Source organism: Thiorhodococcus mannitoliphagus (assembly GCF_010915725.1).
Lineage (GTDB): Bacteria > Pseudomonadota > Gammaproteobacteria > Chromatiales > Chromatiaceae > Thiorhodococcus > Thiorhodococcus mannitoliphagus.
Genome location: NZ_JAAIJR010000017.1, coordinates 1 through 17,553 on the forward strand (window position 1 = coordinate 1; position 17,553 = coordinate 17,553).

17 protein-coding genes are annotated in these 17,553 nt (G+C 65.1%); 13 read left to right on the plus strand and 4 right to left on the minus strand.

The features are described 5' to 3' along the window. Positions 1 to 660: nucleotidyltransferase domain-containing protein (locus G3480_RS05905; protein ID WP_240905621.1), on the minus strand; the 660-nt coding region annotated here is incomplete at its 3' end. Positions 661 to 980: 320 nt separating this feature from the next. On the opposite strand from G3480_RS05905, the gene ssb reads away from it, so the two are divergent. The 9 genes from ssb (at position 981) to G3480_RS28260 (ending at position 10,189) form a co-directional block, all read left to right on the plus strand. Continuing rightward, positions 981 to 1,445 carry a single-stranded DNA-binding protein gene (gene ssb, locus G3480_RS05910; RefSeq protein WP_164652752.1) on the plus strand — a complete coding sequence of 155 codons (465 nt, stop codon included), beginning with the start codon at positions 981 to 983 and terminating at the stop codon, positions 1,443 to 1,445. A gap of 98 nt (positions 1,446 to 1,543) precedes the next feature. Further along, positions 1,544 to 2,479, plus strand: a complete 936-nt coding sequence (gene bet / locus G3480_RS05915) for a phage recombination protein Bet (protein ID WP_164652753.1) — start codon at positions 1,544 to 1,546, stop codon at positions 2,477 to 2,479. A gap of 87 nt (positions 2,480 to 2,566) precedes the next feature. Continuing rightward, positions 2,567 to 3,679 (plus strand): YqaJ viral recombinase family nuclease, encoded by a 1,113-nt coding sequence (locus G3480_RS05920; RefSeq protein ID WP_164652754.1) that lies wholly within the window; start codon positions 2,567 to 2,569, stop codon positions 3,677 to 3,679. A 295-nt stretch (positions 3,680 to 3,974) separates the two neighbouring features. Next, positions 3,975 to 4,940, plus strand: coding sequence for an AAA family ATPase (locus G3480_RS05925; RefSeq protein WP_164652755.1), 966 nt, complete (start codon positions 3,975 to 3,977; stop codon positions 4,938 to 4,940). Continuing rightward, positions 4,937 to 5,281, plus strand: a complete 345-nt coding sequence (locus tag G3480_RS05930; RefSeq protein ID WP_164652756.1) for a hypothetical protein — start codon at positions 4,937 to 4,939, stop codon at positions 5,279 to 5,281. The genes G3480_RS05925 and G3480_RS05930 overlap by 4 nt, the downstream gene beginning before the upstream one ends. Before the next feature lie 105 nt (positions 5,282 to 5,386). Continuing rightward, positions 5,387 to 6,505, plus strand: coding sequence for a DUF3150 domain-containing protein (locus G3480_RS05935; RefSeq protein WP_164652757.1), 1,119 nt, complete (start codon positions 5,387 to 5,389; stop codon positions 6,503 to 6,505). A 119-nt stretch (positions 6,506 to 6,624) separates the two neighbouring features. Further along, on the plus strand, positions 6,625 to 8,559 hold the full coding sequence (locus G3480_RS05940) for a VWA domain-containing protein (RefSeq protein ID WP_164652758.1): 1,935 nt from the start codon (positions 6,625 to 6,627) through the stop codon (positions 8,557 to 8,559). A gap of 73 nt (positions 8,560 to 8,632) precedes the next feature. Beyond that, the gene (locus G3480_RS05945; RefSeq protein ID WP_240905622.1) at positions 8,633 to 9,421 is read left to right on the plus strand and encodes an N-6 DNA methylase; all 789 of its coding nucleotides are present in this window, start codon (positions 8,633 to 8,635) and stop codon (positions 9,419 to 9,421) included. 252 nt (positions 9,422 to 9,673) lie between these two features. Then, positions 9,674 to 10,189: a JAB domain-containing protein gene (locus G3480_RS28260; RefSeq protein WP_338114073.1), complete on the plus strand. Its 516-nt coding sequence runs from the start codon at positions 9,674 to 9,676 to the stop codon at positions 10,187 to 10,189. A 182-nt stretch (positions 10,190 to 10,371) separates the two neighbouring features. On the opposite strand, the gene G3480_RS05955 is transcribed toward G3480_RS28260, so the two are convergent. The 3 genes from G3480_RS05955 to G3480_RS05965 are packed head-to-tail and all read right to left on the minus strand — an operon-like array spanning position 10,372 to position 11,846. Next, on the minus strand, positions 10,372 to 10,665 hold the full coding sequence (locus G3480_RS05955) for a SemiSWEET transporter (RefSeq protein ID WP_240905623.1): 294 nt from the start codon (positions 10,663 to 10,665) through the stop codon (positions 10,372 to 10,374). A gap of 17 nt (positions 10,666 to 10,682) precedes the next feature. Beyond that, entirely contained in the window at positions 10,683 to 11,405 is a 723-nt protein-coding gene (locus G3480_RS05960) for a P-loop NTPase (protein WP_164652759.1), read from the minus strand. A gap of 48 nt (positions 11,406 to 11,453) precedes the next feature. Next, a complete protein-coding gene (locus G3480_RS05965; RefSeq protein WP_164652760.1) occupies positions 11,454 to 11,846 on the minus strand; it encodes a hypothetical protein in 393 nt (130 codons plus the stop codon). A gap of 752 nt (positions 11,847 to 12,598) precedes the next feature. Between G3480_RS05965 and mobI the strand changes: the two genes are divergently transcribed. The 4 genes from mobI (at position 12,599) to G3480_RS05985 (ending at position 17,465) form a co-directional block, all read left to right on the plus strand. Then, entirely contained in the window at positions 12,599 to 13,117 is a 519-nt protein-coding gene (mobI, locus tag G3480_RS05970) for a conjugative transfer protein MobI(A/C) (RefSeq protein ID WP_164652761.1), read from the plus strand. A 226-nt stretch (positions 13,118 to 13,343) separates the two neighbouring features. Then, entirely contained in the window at positions 13,344 to 14,450 is a 1,107-nt protein-coding gene (locus G3480_RS05975; RefSeq protein WP_164652762.1) for a hypothetical protein, read from the plus strand. A 178-nt stretch (positions 14,451 to 14,628) separates the two neighbouring features. Then, positions 14,629 to 15,687, plus strand: a complete 1,059-nt coding sequence (locus tag G3480_RS05980) for a hypothetical protein (RefSeq protein ID WP_164652763.1) — start codon at positions 14,629 to 14,631, stop codon at positions 15,685 to 15,687. 2 nt (positions 15,688 to 15,689) lie between these two features. Next, positions 15,690 to 17,465, plus strand: a complete 1,776-nt coding sequence (locus G3480_RS05985; RefSeq protein ID WP_164652764.1) for an Hsp70 family protein — start codon at positions 15,690 to 15,692, stop codon at positions 17,463 to 17,465. The last annotated feature ends 88 nt before the right edge of the window (positions 17,466 to 17,553 follow it).

Below are 17,553 nucleotides of genomic sequence, written 5' to 3' on the forward strand. Positions count from 1 at the left end.
CGCCGAGCGCTTGATCCGGAGCAACGCATCGATGGCCGCACGCAGTGCTGGATCGCCGATCAGCGCCTCCACCAGGGTCGCGAAGCGCGTCGGTGCCGGACCGCGTCCCTGCTCGATCCAGAGCGTCGCCAGCAACGGACGCAGTACATAGAGGTACTTCTTCAGCCGCACCCGCTCTCGGGTGAGGAATTCGCGGTGATTGCGCCGGGCCATGTGGACATAGTGATGGAAGGACCGCTCGGGCTGCTGGATCTCGTGGGCGAGGGTGCGCAACGCATCCAGGAAGACCGGCTCTGCTCGGTAGACCACCGGCGAGTCGAGCCATTCGATCAGGGTCGCATTGCCCTTCTTCAGCAGGCCCAGCGCCTTGCGCAACTCCCAGCCGTTGATGTCGAGCACTGCCGTCAAGGGCCGCTCGATGACATCGCGCCCCGGCGTCACCTGCAGGTACCAGGGCAGGGCATGGACATAGAGGAAGCGCACGTCGTAGTCGCTGTCCGGGGAGGCGAAGCCCCAGCCGCGGCTGCCCGATTCGCAGGCATAGAGCACCCGCACCTGGTGTTCGGCCTCGATGGCGCCGAGTTGGTCGAGGATCTCGGTGGGGATGGCTGGATCGATGGGGTGATCTGTGGGGTCCGTGGGGAGCTGTCTGCTCCTCAAACGGTGAGTCCCTCCAAGCCCCGAACGGTCACCGCTCGGATGGACGGTTGATCGCTCGCCTGAGCGTCCTGCCTGTGCCAGAGTCACTCCAGGCGCGGCCTGTCCGTTGACGCTCGCCCATCGCGAGACCCACCGGCCAGACGACCACACGCATTCTGACACGACCAACCTCAGGGCTGGTCGTTCCATCGCGAGCGGACGCGATCCACAAGCCTCCGCGCATCACCGACCGGCCTTGTCCCGGTCATCCTCCACCGGGGAGCGCCGCGTTCCCCGACCGGGGCGTGCGTCTCTCCAATCCATCGAACGGAGCAGACGCCATGTCCCGAAGCATCAACAAGGTCACCTTGATCGGCCATCTGGGTGCGGACCCCGAGGTTCAAGCCCTGCCGAGCGGCGATTCCGTTGCCAACCTCTCGTTGGCCACCAGCGAGACCTGGACCGACAAGCCCTCCGGCGAGACCCGCGAGCGCACCGAATGGCATCGTATTGTCATCTTCGGCCGCCTGGCCGAGATCGTCGGTCAGTCCCTGCACAGCGGCTCCCGAGTCTATGCCGAAGGCAAGCTGCGCGCGCGTCAATACCAGGCGCAGGACGGGCGCGAGCGCAGTGTCGCCGAGGTCGTCATCGACAGCGGCGGCACGCTGCTGATGCTCAATGGTCGGGTCGCAGCGACGGCTCAGCCGACGCGTTCGTCACCTGCCAGCCGTCGTCGACAGACGCCACCGCGCGGTCGTGCCGGGCAGATACCCGCACCCGACTTCGACGACGCCATTGCGTTCTGAGGGTCTCCCTCATCGCGCGGATCGATCCCATTGACCCTTCACCCCACGGGGCATCCTTGCCCTCAGGGGCCTGGTGCCCCCTTTGATCCGGAGGCATCATGCCCAAGACCACCCAACCCACCACTCTCCCCGCCTGCCGGCTCGCCATCAGCCAACAGGCGCTCGCCGACATCGGCCTCGATGCCGCCACCTGGCAGGTCCTGGTCGAGTCCATCTTTCCGTCGGCCAAGACCGTTGAAGGCGTGCAGTTGGCGGTGCGCTACTGCCAGGCGCGCGGACTGGACATCATGAAACGCCCGGTCCATGTCGTCCCCATGTGGAACCGCACCCTCGCCCGCGAGGTCGAGACCGTCTGGCCCGGCATCGCCGAGGTCCAGACCACCGCCGCGCGCACCGGCCAATGGGCTGGCATGGATCCGGCGCGCTTCGGCCCCGAGGTCGCGCGCACCTTTGCCGGTCGAGCCAAGACCGACGACGGTTGGCAGGAGTTGCAGATCCAGGTGAGCTTTCCCGCCTGGTGCGAGGTCACCGTCTATCGCCTCGTCGGCAATACGCGCTGTCCCTTCACCGAGACGGTGTTCTGGGAAGAGAGCTATGCCCGGATGGGCGGCGGCGAGGTGCCCACGGCCATGTGGGTCAAGCGCCCGCGCGGGCAGCTCTTGAAATGCGCCAAGGCGGCCAGCCTGCGCGCCGCCTTTCCCGAGGAAGCGGGCTACACCGCTGAGGAGATGGCCGGTAAGCCGATCGATGGCGACCTGGTTGTCATGGCGGAGACCGTGCCACCCACGGGCACGACCCCGCGACCGAACGCGGCTGTGCCGGATCGTGAGCCCACCGCGGCGGCGATCCCGACACTCGACGAGGCGACCCTGAGCCAAATCGAGGGGCTGATTCAGCGCGCGACCAAGAGCCGCGCCTGGGCCTCGGCCCAGGACTACTTCCAGCAACGCTTCCAGGGCGAGATCCTCCGCTATGCGCTGGCCGAGCTGGCCCGTGCCGAGCAGGACGACCGCCAGGCGGCCCAGGCAGCCTGATTCAAGCCATCGACCGGCGTGCCGGTCTGACCCCCAGGGGACATCCGTCCCTTGGGGTGGGTGTCCCTGTTGTTTGGAGACACCCCCATGAAGATCATCAACCTCTCACAACGCAGCCCCGCGTGGCTCGCCTGGCGCGCCCAGGGTGTCACCGCCTCCGAGGCGGCCGTCATCCTGGGGCGCTCGCCCTACCAAACCCCTTGGCGCCTGTGGGCCGAGAAGACCGGGCTCTGCGCGCCTGCGGATCTGTCGCAGAACCCCTTCGTCCAGCGCGGCATCCAATGCGAGGACAACGCCCGTCGTGGGTTCGAGGAACGTCATCAGACCTGGCTGCTGCCAGTCTGCGCCGAGTCCGAGACCCATCGGCTCCTGCGCTGCTCCTTCGACGGACTGACCGAGACCGGCGAGCCGGTCGAGCTCAAAGTCCCGGGCCAGAAGACCTGGGACGAGGTCGCGCAGCACGGTCAGGCGAGCCTGGCCTATCGACTCTACTGGGTGCAGGTCCAGTTCCAGTGCTACGTGGCCGAGGCCGCGCGCGGCTGGCTGGTGTTCGATCCGGTCAAGCCCAAGGTCAACCCGCTCGAATTCGAGATCCTCCGCGAGGCGGACTTCATCGAGCAGGAATTGGTGCCGGCCTGTCTGCGCTTCGCCGAGATGATGGCAAGCGGACAAGCGCCGACGCCGGATCCCGCACGGGATCACTTCGTCCCGCAGGGCGAGCAACAGATCGAATGGCAGCGCCACGCGCACGCCTACCGCACCGCCGAGGCCGAAGTCCGCCGGCTGGAGACAACCCTCAAGGCCGTCAAAGGCCAACTGAGCGAGGCCCAGTCGAGTCTGGTCGCGCTCATGGGCGAGTACCTTCTGGCGGAGCAGGACGGGGTGCAGGTGCTGCGCTACCGCCAACGTGGGAGCGTCGACTATCCGGACCTTCTGGCCGAGATCGCTCCCGACCTGGATCCGGCGGTGTTGGATGCCCATCGGCGGCCGAGCACCACCCGGGTGAAGGTGACCCTCAAGGTCAATGACGCCGACGGGGAGGAGGGTGCCGACTCGGAGCAGACGGTCGCGGCTGGGGAAGGCCATCCGCCGTCACGCGCCAAGCGCCGACGGCGCAAGGCAACCGAGCCAGCGGCTGAAGCCGCTGATGAGGCGGAGAGCAACGCCCAAGAAGGCGACATCGTCTTCGGCTACTTCTGAGTGCGGATACAGCGGGTCGGGGCAGCCACCTGGCTCCCCGGTCCATGCTGCCATCACACCATCGCAACCGAGTCCTCCCGTCCTTCCGGGAGGCTTCTCCCCTGGCGATCCCCAGGATCCCCAAGGGAGAGGCTTTCCCTGGTTGCTCCGACCGAGCAACCACCCCATCGCCCGCGCGGGCGATCCACAAGTAACGCGCGCATCACCGCCCGGACCGCGGTCCGGCTCACCACCACCCCGAGGGGAGATCCTTTCCCTCCGGGGGCGGCGTCTCTCCCTCAACCGGAGACGACGCATGACCACCCAGCTGTTCAATGTCGCACAGGCCTTCGGCGTCAAGGCCCCCAAGGGGCTCAGTATCGAAGGCTTCGCGGATGCCACGCATCCGCACATCCCCCCGGCGACGCCCTATGTGTTTCGCCAGGGGCTCGCCGGGATTATCGCCTTCCTGCGCGATCCCGCAGGCGATGCCTTTCTGCTCACCGGTCCCACCGGCAGCGGCAAGACCTCGCTCGTCTGCCAGGTCGCCAACCGGCTCAACTGGCCGGTGCAATCCGTGACCTGTCACGGGCGCATGGAACTCTCCGATCTCATCGGACAGTTCGTGCTCTGCGAGGGCTCGACCCGCTTCGTCCATGGACCTCTGTCCGTGGCGCTGCGCGAGGGCCACCTCCTGCTCCTGAACGAGATCGACCTCATGGACCCGGCCGAGCTCGCGGGGCTCAACGACGTGATCGAGGGCCATCCCCTGGTCATCCCTCAGAACGGCGGTGAGGTCATCCGACCGCACCCCAAGTTCCGCGTCTTCGCCACCGGCAACTCCGCCGGTGCAGGCGATACCACCGGACTCTACCAAGGGGTGCTGCGCCAGAACTTGGCTTTCCTCGATCGCTTCCGGGTGCTCGCGGTCGGCTATCTGGAGCCTGAGGTCGAGCTGGGTGTCTTGGAGCGCGCGGTGCCGAGCCTGCCGCAGGCGGTCGGCGAGAAGCTGATCGCCGTGGCCAACGAGGTCCGTCGTTTGTTCATGGGCGAGGGCGAGTCCGAGTCAGGGGCCGGGGCGGAGCTGACGGTGACGCTGTCCACCCGCACCCTGGTGCGCTGGGCACGTCTGGCGTTGACCTTTCGGGGCGCGCCCCAGCCGATTCGTTTCGCACTGGAGCAAGCGCTCACCGCTCGGGCCGATCCCGAGCAGCGCGAGGCGATCCACCGCATCGCGGCCGACGTGATGGGGGATCTGTGGAGCGGAGGCACCCCGGCATGAGCGGGGCCTTCCGCATCTATCGCTACCACCATCCCGACGGTCGGGCCAAGGACTGGGCCTGGCGGGAGGATCCCGGCCGGACCCTCACCGTGCGGTGGGGACCGGCGGGGCGGCTCGCGCAGCGCAAGACCTATCCGGCCTCGGCGCTCGGTCGGATCGGACAGACCCTTCAGCAGAAGCTGCGCAAGGGCTATGTCCTGCTCGGCGAGCACCGGCTCGACGATCAGGGACGGCTGCTGGAGCCAGTGTTGGCCTCAACTCCGGGGATTCCCGGAGTTGACGTCAGTCCAGCCATCGACCTCTCCGAGGTCGAAACCGGGATCGCCGACGACTGGTTCTGACCCCTCACCACACATCCTCAACCACATCCATCAACCCAATGCCGCTGGGCGTCTGTCACTGCCCAGCGGGGTGGTGCAGGCGTGCCCGTGGTCCGGAGACGCCACATGACCACCGACACCAACCCCGTCATCACCCTCACCGAGGCCATGACACTCATCTCGCTCTCGATCCCCATCTGGGGCGGGCGCAAAAAGCTGCGGCCCGAGGACCTGGGCCTTGCCGACGCGGACATCCCCTCCGAGGAGCTGGTCCACTGGGGCTCTAAGCGCATCTGCAACCCCGAGGCGCTGCGGGTCTTCCAGACCCTCAAGGGCCAGGCCGAGCGGGCCTGCCTCAAGGTCGGGACCCGTTTCCTCGGCGGCTTCCTGGTCCCGAACGATCAGGTGCCGGGGCTCAGCGCCGAGCTCGAGCGGATCAAAGGAGCCTTCGAGCAGGAGGTCCAGTCCTTTCTCGGCGGCTACGACCACGAGATCGCCGACTGGATCAACCGCCACCCGCACTGGGAGCGGCAGCTGCGCGAGGCGGTAGAGCCCGCGAGCCGGGTCGCCACCCGCTTCGCCTTTCGCTACCGACCGCTGGTCATCCGCCCGGCGGACGACCATCCGGGCACCCTGGCCGAGGACGCCGCCGAGCTTGGCGGCTCCATCTTCCACGAGATCGCGCAGATCGCGCGGGATCTGGAGAAGAGCCTGGTCGGCCAGACGCAGATGAGCCAACGCGCGCTCGGCACCTTTCGCCGGGTGCGCGACAAGCTCGCGGTGCTCTCCTTCGTGGATCCACGCATTCCACCGGTACTTGAGCCCCTGGAGGGGTTTCTGCGCCGGGTGCCGCGCTCGGGACCCATCACCGGGGCCTTGTTCCGTGAGGGCTTCGGACTCTGGCTGCTGCTGCGCGATGAAGATCGCCTGGCACGGCATGGGGCCGGCATCCTGGCGGGCGAGGCGGGAGACCTTCCGGCTGAGCCGGCAGACGTCGAGCCGGTGGAGCAGGGCAGCCCAGCGGCCAACGTCCCCGAGGCTGATGAGGCGGATCTGGGTGTCTTCGACACGGAGATGTCTGATCCGGTTATCGGTTCCGAGAGCCCGTCGCTGATCGCGGTGCCGACACCTGATGCGCGGCCTTTGGTCACGTCACGCCAGTCGGCCGATGCAAATGCGTGCGCAACGCTTCCGGCTGAGCCTACCGAATCCTCCGAGCTATTCGAGGAGGACTGCTTCTTCTAAACCATCGAACGGCCCTTCGGGACCATCCACCAACGGCCGGTCCTTGGATCGGCCTTTTCCCCATCGGGGCACGCCTTGCCCCAGTGGGGCAGGTGCGCCTCCCAGCATGGAGCCACACCATGACAAGCACGACACTCAAGAACGCCATGCCGATCGTCGCGACCGCGTTGGGTCGCAAGTTCGGTGTTCAGGTCCAAGTCGGCGGTCAGCAGGCCGCGACCGATGGACAGACCATCTGGCTGCCGGATCTGCCGGCGGATTCCCACCTGCGCCCGGTCGCCTGGGGCCTGCTGGCCCACGAGGCGAGCCATGTGCGCCATACCGACATGGTGGTCTACCAGGCCGCGGCCGGCCACTCTCCGGTTCGCCGCTACCTGTTGAACCTCCTGGAAGATATCCGCATCGAGCTGGCGATCCGCCGGGACTATCCCGGCACCGAGGCGACCCTGGCGCGGGTGATCGACTGGATGCGCGCCGAAGGGCAGCTGGAGCCGCCGAAATTCGACGACCATCCGGCGCAGATCCTCACGGCGGCGCTGCTGCTGATCCTGCGCCATCGGGTGCTGGGCCAGCAGGCACTCTCCCAACCGGCCCAGCAGGCCGAGCGGGTGCTGCGGCAGACCTTTCCCGCCGCGCTGGTGCATCGGCTCCTCGGACTTCTCACCGAAGTGCGGGGCTTGCGCTCCACCGCCGAGGCGGCGGACCTCGCTGAGCGCATCCAGCAGTTGCTGGATGCCGAGGCGCAGGCGCCGCAGCCGACCGAGGTGCCGTCCTCGGATGCTGACGCTGAGACGGAGTCAGACGACGGCGACAGTCAAGCCGTCGACGCAGGGACCGATGTTGGAGTGCCCCCCAGGGACGACGAGCCGACCCAGGAGAACCAGGAGCCTGACGGGGCTAGAGAAGAAGGGGCGCCGAACGATGCTGCCGATCCGACGTCTTCGTCTGCCGGTGACGATGAGGCGAGTGCTGAGAGTGAGGTTCGCCAGGATGCGGGCGCTGAAACGGACGGGGATCAGTCCGACTCTGGAGCACCGGATCGTTTGCCTGAAGGTAGCGGCTCAGCCAGCACGCCTGGCACCGAGTACGCCGATCCAGCCGCTGATTCAATGGCTCGGGCCGCCGGCTCCGAATCCAGCGCTCAAGGGGCAGGCGATCCAGCTTCGGGCGGTCCACTCCAGCGCGTCCTCGCCGCCGGCGAGGGTGACCTGGCGGATGATCTGTTCAGCCGTGCCCGTCAGGTGATGATCAGTCACTCGGGAGACGCGGGCTTCAGTCTGTCCAAGCTTCCGGTCGCCGAGGAGGCGTCGTGCCATCCACGGCTGGGCGAGGTGCTGCACCGTCAGGTGGAGGCCACGTCGCGGGCGCTGATCGCCCGGCTCCAGGGCTTGGTGCAGTCGAGCCGGATGGACCGCCCGCAGGCGGTCTGTCGCGGTCGGACGTTGGTCCCAGCACGGCTGCATCGATCTGGGGTCGGGGATGCCCGGCTATTCGCCCGGCGACGTGAGCGAGTCGCGCCCAATACGGCCTTCCATCTGCTGGTGGACCTGTCGGGCTCGATGAACAACCCCACGTCCTCCGGACGACGGGCCTTTCGGGTTGCCTTGGAATCGGCTTTGGCTGTTGCTCTGGCCCTGGAGCGCATCCCCGGTGTCTCGGTGGCGGTCAGCGCCTTTCCGGGGCTCGGGGGCGACGAAGAGCGCATCACCCGGTTGGTCCAGCACGGACAGTCGGTTCGCCAGCGGGCCGGGGCCTTCCAGCAAGGCCCGCGCGGCGGTACACCACTCGCCCAAGCGCTCTGGTACGCGGCAGCGGATCTGACCCTGCGCCCCGAGACCCGGCGCGTCATCCTGGTGATGACCGACGGGGTGCCGAACGACTGGGCCGCCGCCGTCGAGATCCTCGGCCTGTGCGAGGCCAGCGGCATCGAGCCGGTCGGCATCGGCATCGCCTGCGACGTCTCGGCGCTGTTCCGCGTCGGAACCCGTGTGCAGGAGGCTGGGGATCTGAAACAGGCGCTGTTCGGCCTCGCCGAGCGGCTGCTGGTCGCCTGAGCGCACCCGCCTCTCAACCATCCAACCAACCACGCCGGCATCTGCCGGATGCACCCCATGGGGACGTCTCCCCATGGGGGGCGTCCCTCTCTTCGACGAGGAACGCCTCATGCTCCACGACCCTCCCGCTCGCGTCCTTGCGCGCGAGCTCGAAACCCTCGCCAACCGCGGGCACCGCTATCGGCCCGACGAGTGGCTGACCTTCCTGTGCCAGGACGTGCTCGCCGGCTTCGGTCGGCGGCTCGCGCAGCCCTGGGATGAGGAGCGCCATGAGCGGCTCTTTCAGCTCAGCCGCACCTACGCCGCCCTGGTGGCCGAGCATCCCTGGACGGACCTCTTGGGCGCCGTCTACATGGAGCTGAGTTCCCGGGGCCAGCAACGCTGGCTCGGTCAGTTCTTTACCCCGCCCGCGGTCGCAAGCTGCATGGCCGAGCTTCAACTGGCCGATCTGGACGACCGCCTGACCACCGACGGCACCCTGATCCGGGTGCTGGAGCCGGCGGCGGGCTCGGGGGTGATGCTGCTCGCACTCTGTCAGGTCGTGCTCAAGCGGCACGGCCGTGCGGCGTTGAATCGACTCTCGCTCACTGCGGTCGATCTGGACCCGCTCTGCGCCGCCATGACGGCGACGCAACTGCTCGCCAACGCCGTCTTGCATGGCTCTCTGGGCGAGCTACGAGTCGATCACGGCAATTCCTTGAGCGGCGAGCTGTTCGAGACGCTGGTGGCGGTTCGGCTCGAGTCCCAATGGGGCGATCCGGACGCCTTACCCGTTGTCGCGACGCCGGTGCCCGAAGTGACCACCACGTGCTCCAGTCCGGCCCTGGCCGGCTGCTGGGGTGAGCAACTCAGCTTGTTCTGAAGCGATCCATCGTGATCGCGCGGCTCCGGGGTTTGTCCCCGGAGCCTGTCCCCTCCGTCGCCAAGCGCGGGCGGTCGAGCGGAAAGGCTTTCGTTGGTCACCCCGATGGGGGGCGCCGTCCATCGCTTGCGCAAGCGATTCACCAAGTGTTCGCGCACCACCGGCCGGTCGTCCGGCCTTTCATCATCCCCTGGGGAGCGTATCGACTCCTTCGGGGGGCCATGCGTCTTCCCCTGCCTTCTGGAGAAGATCATGAGCAATGCACCAACCACACCCGCGCTGCACCTCGTTGCGCGAGGCACCATCCCGATCGACCGCGCCCGCGCGGATGAAGACGTGCTCATCCGCCAGGCGATGGCCATCCTCGAGCGTCGGATGCGGCGCATCCAAGACCCGCAGGCGCTGACCTCGCCGGATTTGGCGCAACGCTATCTCCAACTGCGCCTGGGCACCCTCGAGCACGAGGTCTTCGGGGTAGTCTGGCTCGACCACCGACACCGGGTCCTCGCCATTGACGAGCTGTTCCGCGGTACCCTGGACGGGGCGACGGTCCACCCCCGCGAAGTCGTCAAGCAGGCACTTCGTGCCAATGCGGGCGCCTGCTTGCTGTTCCATAACCATCCAAGTGGTCTCAGCGAGCCCAGTCAGAGCGATCGGGCTCTCACGCAGCGCCTGAGGGACGCCCTGAGTCTCGTCGGCGTTCGGATGCTCGATCACCTCATCGTCGGGGAAACCTGCACCTCCTTGGCCGAGCAGGGGCTTCTCTAAGCGCAGCTCGCCTGCGGCGTGGCCCTCGCGCGTCATCGGAGGGTGTCTCCGCGAGCGCTTTAACCTTTCCGCGCCGACAACCCTGAATCAGGGTTGTCGGCGCTGTCGTTTGAGCGACAGACGCGGGATTGGATGCGGGCAGCTTTCGGCGGTAGGCGGCGATCGTCGATGGAGGAGGCGCCTCACGCGCGCCTGGATTCAGTGAGCTTGTAGGCCAGCACGACCAGGGCCAGCAGCAGTGTTACCCCGTTAGCGAGAATGATCGGCCAGGCGGCGAGCAGGACTCCGTAGATTCCCCATAAGGCGACACCGGCGGAAAAGAGCAGATACATCCCGAGCGAGATCGCTCGGGTGTCGCGGGTGCGCAGGGTCTTCACGACCTGTGGGATGAAGGCGGTGGTGGTGAGAGCGGCGGCCGCATAACCGAGCAGATCGGGAGAGGACATCCGGGTGACCCTGAGTTGGAAAGGCGGCATTCTCGCCGATCCCTGGCTCAGCTGGTGGCAAAGATGACGTCCAACTGCGCCCAGAGATCCTGCTTGACCCGGCGCAGGCGCGTCTGCGGCATCAGTCGCAGGTGGGCGATGGCCTCGTCGAAGGTCCAGCGCTGCCGGAGCATCTGCTCGACATCCTGCCCGAAGGTCGTGGCAGGGTACTTCGCCAGGGTAATCCAGCCCAGGATGCGCTCCTCGAACGCCCGGAAAAACTCGAGCTCGGTGACCGGGCGGCCGCGGTGCTCCAAGGCGCCAAGATGGGCATTGAGCCAGATCAGGGTGGGTACGCGGGTATGATCCAGGACCGCCTTGGTGCTGCTCAGCGTCTCGGCCACATCGGGGCCTCCGGCGATCACGGAGTTGATGATCACCCGCACGCCCAATCCTTCCAGCAGGGTGAAGAGATCATTCTCCACGGCATAGGCCATAAACGGCTGAAAGCCGTTGCTGCCGACATCGACGACGAAGTGCGCGGTCTCCTCCGCGGCGGTGAGACTCTCGACCAGCTGGTCGAAGGCGCGCGGGTTGACGACATGCTCCTCGGCGAGCTTGAGATACTCGCACTGCAGCGGGCGGTAGCGCAGCAGGGTCGGATTGGTGGTGTCGGTGTCGATACAGCGCACTGGCTGTCCGCGCTCCTGGAGATACTGCGCCAGGATCGAGGAGACATAGCTCTTGCCGACACCCCCCTTGGCCTGGAGGGTGAGAAAGAGAATCGACATGGAATGAGTCCTCATGAAGGAGTGGGGCGATCGGGAACCGCCTCGACGCTAGTCGATGTCCGAGTCGTCGGTGAGCGGATCCCAGCGAAAGGTCTTGGGTGGCTCGCCGAGCGGCGGTGGGCGCGAGCGCTGGATAGGCTCCAAGGGGGCCGGTTTCGGGGTGAGCTGAGGTGTGGGCGGCTTGCTCGGTGTGGCGACCGGCTTGTTGACCACCTGTCGAAGGCTCACCAGGTAGCGGCGGAAGTGCCGCAGACTCATGGGTGGCGGATCGCCCAACGTGGAGAGCGCCTGATAGAGGTCGGTTCCGCTGTAGCCGGCCGTGAGCGCCTGGAGGATCGCCACCTGGTGCTGCTGGATGTAGACGCGGGCACTTTGGGGGCGGTCGGACTGATCGCGCGCCAGATGCGCGAGCAGCTGAACCGGGTCGGTGGTGTCGGTCATGCGGGTGACCTCATTCCGAGTGCGTGGCTGTTGGTGCATTCCTTCAGCTGGCTCCACCGAAGAAGACGCTCGAAGGGCGCGAGCCAAGATCCGTCGGCGTCCCTGGGTTGTCCGTTGCCTGTCCGCCGTGTCTTTTCCTGTCCAATCCGGCCCTTTCCCAACGTGCACAGCTCTCTTCGCGTTGAGTCATTGCGCTCGATCTTAATCGCCACCTCACAACATGTCCGGCGACTACCGTCACCCCGTCAAGGCACCGTTCTTGGCTGACGCGCCGGCACGCTCCCGTTAGGCTCGGAGCCCGTTGCGGCTGATCGGCCGTGTCGATCCAGACCGGCCCGTGGCGCTTGAGTGCGACCCCACGCTGCAGGTGAAACCTCGCGGCGTCCTGTTGGACGTGAAACAGCGATGGGGAACGCTGCACGCAACGGCTTGTTTCGGCAACTGATTACGCCTGGTGAACCGCGAGCGCCCTGCATCAGAGGTGAACGGGCGTCTGATCGGACCTTCTTCGTCGGCAGTTCGGTCGAGGCCGATAGAGGTGACAGTGTCCAGACGTGCGAGCAGAGGTGAAACGTCGATGGCAGGGTACCAGTGCAAGTGTCTGTTGCGTCGATGTTTCTGACGACGAACGCGCTCATGCTGGACTGAAGAGGTGAAACCATCCGATGCCCCGTGAGCACATTTGGAGGTGAAACCCGCGCTGGGTTTCACCCAAGTAGGTTGGTGAAAATGGGGGCTAAGAGACGAGGGGCATGTTCGAGCGCACGACGGACGACACACGGGACTGGGACCTGGACGACAGCAGGCAGCCGGAAGGGATCAGTCCCCTTGCGGCGGTTGAGTCAGCCTGCCTGACGCTCCTCGAGCAGTTGCATGACGAGGCGGTCCAGCTGGCGACGAGCTTCACCGAATCGATGCTGCGGGAGCGTGACGCGCATCCCTACCGCGAGCGCGGTTCGATCGGGGTGCGGGTGCGCCGATCGCCGTCACCGCGCTCGGCGCCAGGCGTTTTCCTGATCGAGTGGTTCCGCGTGCGGGGCCAGCGTCGCACCGACTACATTCCACGCGGGGCAGGGCATCGTTATCCATCGCGCGCCTTCGGCCGCACCGAGCCATGGGAGCGGGAGCTGATCGAGATTTATGAGCCGCGGTTCGCCGAGATCCGTGCGCTGCTGCACCAGATTGGCAATCTGCGACGTCAGTCAAGGTACTTGAGCCAGGCATTGCTGAGCCGCCAACACTGCGCCGTCAACCACGCCTGCGATATGTAGCCGGCGAGTCTGTCGTTGATCCGTCGTGCTTGACTAGGCGCAAATCTAGCACTCAAGCTGTGACTCTATTCGCATCGCGTGTTTGGTCGGAATCCTTAGAATGCGAATTTGCCGCAAGAGATTTTCTCAGCTAGCCGTCTACGTCTCCTTCTTGAGCCATTCATCTGCTAGCCGGAGGCGCTGGTTCATCCTAAGCGGCGTTAAGGCATTCCATAAAGGAGCAGTCATGGGATTCTGGCATACCGGTTATATGGAGTTTCACGAACCGGCCGGCTTGGAAGGCGCCTTCACTTTCGGCCCTAAGATCTATCGCTGCCAGCATTGCGCTGCTACCTTCTTCAGCGCTGACGCACTCCGCGTCCACCGCTTTGAAAGTCATCCCTACGATCGGCCGCTTCTGCTGCTGGATGGGGTCGAAGCTGGTACGACACCCATCCGCATCACGCGAAGCCTGGATCCAGATAGCGTAATGACGAGCCGCTGCGAACGCAGCTGGATCAATGGGGCTCTGGTCGCACCCGAGGATCTTGGACGGCAGCTCGCCGAGATCAGGAACGATAGCGTGACCATCCGCCTGGCGAACGACAATGTGTCGGCGGAGTTTACGCTCCGGTTCGAGATTGCTGCGCTGACCGATCTTGAAGGCGTCGACCGCTGTTTTCTCGATGTGGCTCGGCGTGGCCGCCTGGATCGTCGAGCCGTCGAGGATTTCATCACCATGTCGCGCGGTTATCCGACGGCCATGGGATACTGCGACGGCATTTGTGAGTACTTCTATGGGGTCTTGGTCAAGGAGCGCTCGCCGGAATCCTCGTTGCCTTACGCTCAGTATCGCGAGAAGTTCAACCGGGCCGTCGATGCATTGCAGGATATCGAGCGTCCTTTGGCACGCGTCATCTGCGCCTTGATCGCCTTTCACTTCAACCACTTCTCCCCCTGTCTCGACGTTGGCGAGGTCAACCGAGTCGATGTGGCGTCCGGGCGCTTTGAGCGGTGGATCGCCGGTGATCTTTCGGCGGCAGATCAACTTCCGTTCCGCCCGCGCACTGAAGCGTTGGAGCGGCTCTTGACAGATTTCGAGGCTGAACGACTGCTTCAGTGGGGTGTTGCCTCACCAGAAGCACTGCTTCCTCAGATCGACGACATGGAGGCCATGGCGCGCTCTGATCTGGCAGAATTCGATCGGACGAAGCTGCGAGTCCTGCTTGCCGAGCTGTATGCGTCTCAAGGACGCGTGTCGGGGGCCAAGCGCCACCTGCAGGAACTGAGAAACAACCAAGCCCTGGGCGACTGGGCCGAGCGACTCTTGGTCCGCGTGGGCGAAACGAGCTAACAGCATGTCCGAGAACGGCCCAATCATTCGAAATAAGGCGACTGGTAAGGTGACCAGAGGCAAACCGGCCAATTCGGTGGGAACCTTGCGAGAGGGATCACGGCCTGCGGCAGCGGCAATCACCAGCGACACAACCGCTGAGAGCTTGCCGAGGCGTTCCGCTGAAGAGATCCCTGAGGTGCCAGGACGAGATGCATCACTCAAGGACGCGGCACCGGACAGAAAAAAGCCGTCTGCAGATTCTCAGGCGAAAACCAACCCACCCATCGAGACCTTGGAGCAGTTCCTCGCGTACGCCTATTCCCGGCAGGGTAAGCGGATAGCCCTCAAGCCGAAGGTCGAAGAAGCAATTGCCTTGGGACCGCAGCTGAGTGATGAAGCGCGCTCGCGGCTGATGGCGCTGGCCAAGGGAGATGTTCTACTCGCCGTTCCGTGCCAATTGTTGTTGACAGTTCGAGAGATCCGAGGCCATCCGAAGCTCAGGGACGAGATTCTCAGCTTCGTCCGATCTGTCCTTGAGGCGCATCTCACCTTCATCGCTCCAGTGCTGAGCAACCCGCTGAACTCACCCGAATCTGAATCCGCTCTGGCGCACTTGGTCGAGGCCGACCTGGCTCGAGAAGAGGCGTTGAAGCCAAGAGAGCTGATCGAGTTGCGCGCCAACGCGGCTTACTGTGTGGGACTCTGGTTTGTCGAAAAGCGCAGCTGGTCGCCCGAGCAATTGAGCCAGTTCCTCTACGCCAAGTTCTGGAAACGACAGATCCCCGAGAGCGAGGACGGAGCTCACCGCTTCCGCGCGTTGACGGAGATTCGGGATCTCGCGGGACTCGGCCTGGCGTGCTCCGCTTTCGAGAAACAAGCCGATCAGCAAGAGCGGGTGGCGAAGACGGCGAACCTCGCACGCGATTCCGCCTTAGAGCGTGTTACGACGCTCGAAGCGTCGGTCGAGCAATTGCGACAGCGTCTGGCGGAGCGAGATCAACAGCTCGCCGAGCTGGATCAGACATTGAGCCTGGAGCGCGAGCGGCATGCACACACCCGTGCCCATCTCCGTGATGACATCGAGCAACTCCGGACGCGGGTGGTGAGACGTCTCAAGGCGGAAACCCACTTGCTCACGGAGGGATTGCAGGCGCTTCGTCGTGATCCACCCAAGGTCCATGTGATGGACGATCATGCCGAGCGGGCACTCGGGGCCTTGCAGCGGGAGTTGAAGGAGTTGGAGTCGGAGGACTGACAATGAGTGTGGTGGGATTCGATTTTGGGACGACTAACAGCCTGATCTCCTTAATCCAAGGGGAACGGGCCATCAACTTTCTGGATGATCAGGGTCTGCCCGTGCCCTCAGTGGTTTGTTATGAGGGGGCTCAAACCATCGTGGGGCGCGCGGCCAAGGAGCGTTTGGGCGAGGCGGGTCTCGGTGTCAAAGGCAATGTAGTGCGCTCACCCAAGGTCCTGCTCGGACGGGACAGTGCCTTTATTGAAGGTGTCGAGCGTAATCCGGTCGATATCGTGCGTGATGTCGTGGCCTATGTCTCGGCCGAAGCACAAGGCAGCCGAAGCCGCGATCTACGTAGGATTGCGGGCGCCGTGGTGACGATTCCGGTCAATATGGAAGGACGTCGGCGCGCGGCATTGCGAGATGCTTTCCGTTTGGCGGGCATCCGCATCGTTCAGTTCGTGCATGAGCCTCTGGCCGCGCTCTATGGTTTCTTCCGCTCGCAAAGCGATCTGGCGGCGGCTCTGCGACGCTACGACCGCAAGCTCATGCTCGTCTTCGACTGGGGTGGTGGGACGCTCGATCTGACGCTGTGCCGCCTGACGGACGGGATGCTGGTCCAGAATCGCAATGACGGCACGGATGAGGTCGGGGGCGATACCTTCGATGAAGCCATTCGCAACGAAGTCGTCAAACGCGTTCTCGAGCAGCGCGGCCTGGATGACGCGACACGGATCAATCCGGATGCGCTGACGCGACTCTTGCATCGCTGCGAGCGCGCCAAGATCGACCTCTCCGAGCGCACCAGCGTTGCGATTTATGTCCCTGGTTTCTTCCAGGGCGTTGCCGACGAGGATCTCGACTATCGGCTGACGCGCGATGAGCTGGAGGAGATCGTCAGCCCCCTGCTCAACAAGGGCCTCAATCGGATTGCCAAACTGCTCGACACCGCTGACGTCTCGCCCGCTCAGATCGCTGGCTGCTTGGCGACTGGCGGCATGGCCAACATGCCCGCGATCCGCTCTCGGCTGCATGAATGGTTTGGCGCCCAGCGGGTCGAGATCTCCGAGCGCAGCGGCACCCTGATCGCCGAAGGCGCGGCCTGGATCGCGCATGACAAAGCCGCCTTGCAGCTTGCCAAGCAAGTCGAGCTGCTGCTGGCGCGCAACTCCTATCTCTCGCTCATTCGGGCCGGCGCCATGATGCCGAGCGAGGGAGAGGTCTGCCAGGATCAGTTTCATCTCTACTGTGCCGATCCGCGCGATGGCAAGGCCAAGTTCCAGCTGTGCAGTCCGGTCGTCCCCGGAGGCCGTGTCCTGGCCAATGACCGGAGAAACCCACTCGAGAACCTGGTGGTCGAGGTCGATGACAAGGCGCGGCCCTTCCATGAGCGACTCGAGCTGGACGTCCAGATCGATGACAACCTGATCCTGCATGCACAGGCACGCTCGTTGAACAAGCGCGGACTCGATCAGAAAGAGGTCCATGACCTTGAGTTTGGCTTGGCCCTTCCGACTGCGGATCATGCCTGGAAGACGGGGAGGGATGCCATCGATGCGGCAGGCAAGTCCGCCCACCATGAGCCAGGAGATCTCGTGCTTCGATCGAATGTTGCTGATCGAAAGGATCCGACACTCATCCCCGGCGAGCTGATGTATCAGCATCACCGGGAGTATTTCGACGTTCGACGACAGCCGCCCAAAGTCCAGGACCTGGAGCGTCTCTACTACCAGCCCTGCGCGCTCTGCGGGAGAGCTTCGAACGACCCTCTCTGTGACTGTTCCTCACTGTTGTAGCGCGAATCGAGTCTCGAATCGCAGAGCCCCGAAGATGCCCAGGCGCCCCGCGTTCTAGAGATTGCGCCACGGCCTTATCAAGTTGCGC

Coding starts and splice junctions, on each gene's coding strand:
- ssb (WP_164652752.1), top strand. CDS start 981: ATGTCCCGAAGCATCAACAAGGTCACCTTGATCGGCCATCTGGGTGCG.
- bet (WP_164652753.1), top strand. CDS start 1,544: ATGCCCAAGACCACCCAACCCACCACTCTCCCCGCCTGCCGGCTCGCC.
- G3480_RS05920 (WP_164652754.1), top strand. CDS start 2,567: ATGAAGATCATCAACCTCTCACAACGCAGCCCCGCGTGGCTCGCCTGG.
- G3480_RS05925 (WP_164652755.1), top strand. CDS start 3,975: ATGACCACCCAGCTGTTCAATGTCGCACAGGCCTTCGGCGTCAAGGCC.
- G3480_RS05930 (WP_164652756.1), top strand. CDS start 4,937: ATGAGCGGGGCCTTCCGCATCTATCGCTACCACCATCCCGACGGTCGG.
- G3480_RS05935 (WP_164652757.1), top strand. CDS start 5,387: ATGACCACCGACACCAACCCCGTCATCACCCTCACCGAGGCCATGACA.
- G3480_RS05940 (WP_164652758.1), top strand. CDS start 6,625: ATGACAAGCACGACACTCAAGAACGCCATGCCGATCGTCGCGACCGCG.
- G3480_RS05945 (WP_240905622.1), top strand. CDS start 8,633: ATGGGGGGCGTCCCTCTCTTCGACGAGGAACGCCTCATGCTCCACGAC.
- G3480_RS28260 (WP_338114073.1), top strand. CDS start 9,674: ATGAGCAATGCACCAACCACACCCGCGCTGCACCTCGTTGCGCGAGGC.
- G3480_RS05955 (WP_240905623.1), bottom strand. CDS start 10,665: ATGCCGCCTTTCCAACTCAGGGTCACCCGGATGTCCTCTCCCGATCTG.
- G3480_RS05960 (WP_164652759.1), bottom strand. CDS start 11,405: ATGTCGATTCTCTTTCTCACCCTCCAGGCCAAGGGGGGTGTCGGCAAG.
- G3480_RS05965 (WP_164652760.1), bottom strand. CDS start 11,846: ATGACCGACACCACCGACCCGGTTCAGCTGCTCGCGCATCTGGCGCGC.
- mobI (WP_164652761.1), top strand. CDS start 12,599: ATGTTCGAGCGCACGACGGACGACACACGGGACTGGGACCTGGACGAC.
- G3480_RS05975 (WP_164652762.1), top strand. CDS start 13,344: ATGGGATTCTGGCATACCGGTTATATGGAGTTTCACGAACCGGCCGGC.
- G3480_RS05985 (WP_164652764.1), top strand. CDS start 15,690: ATGAGTGTGGTGGGATTCGATTTTGGGACGACTAACAGCCTGATCTCC.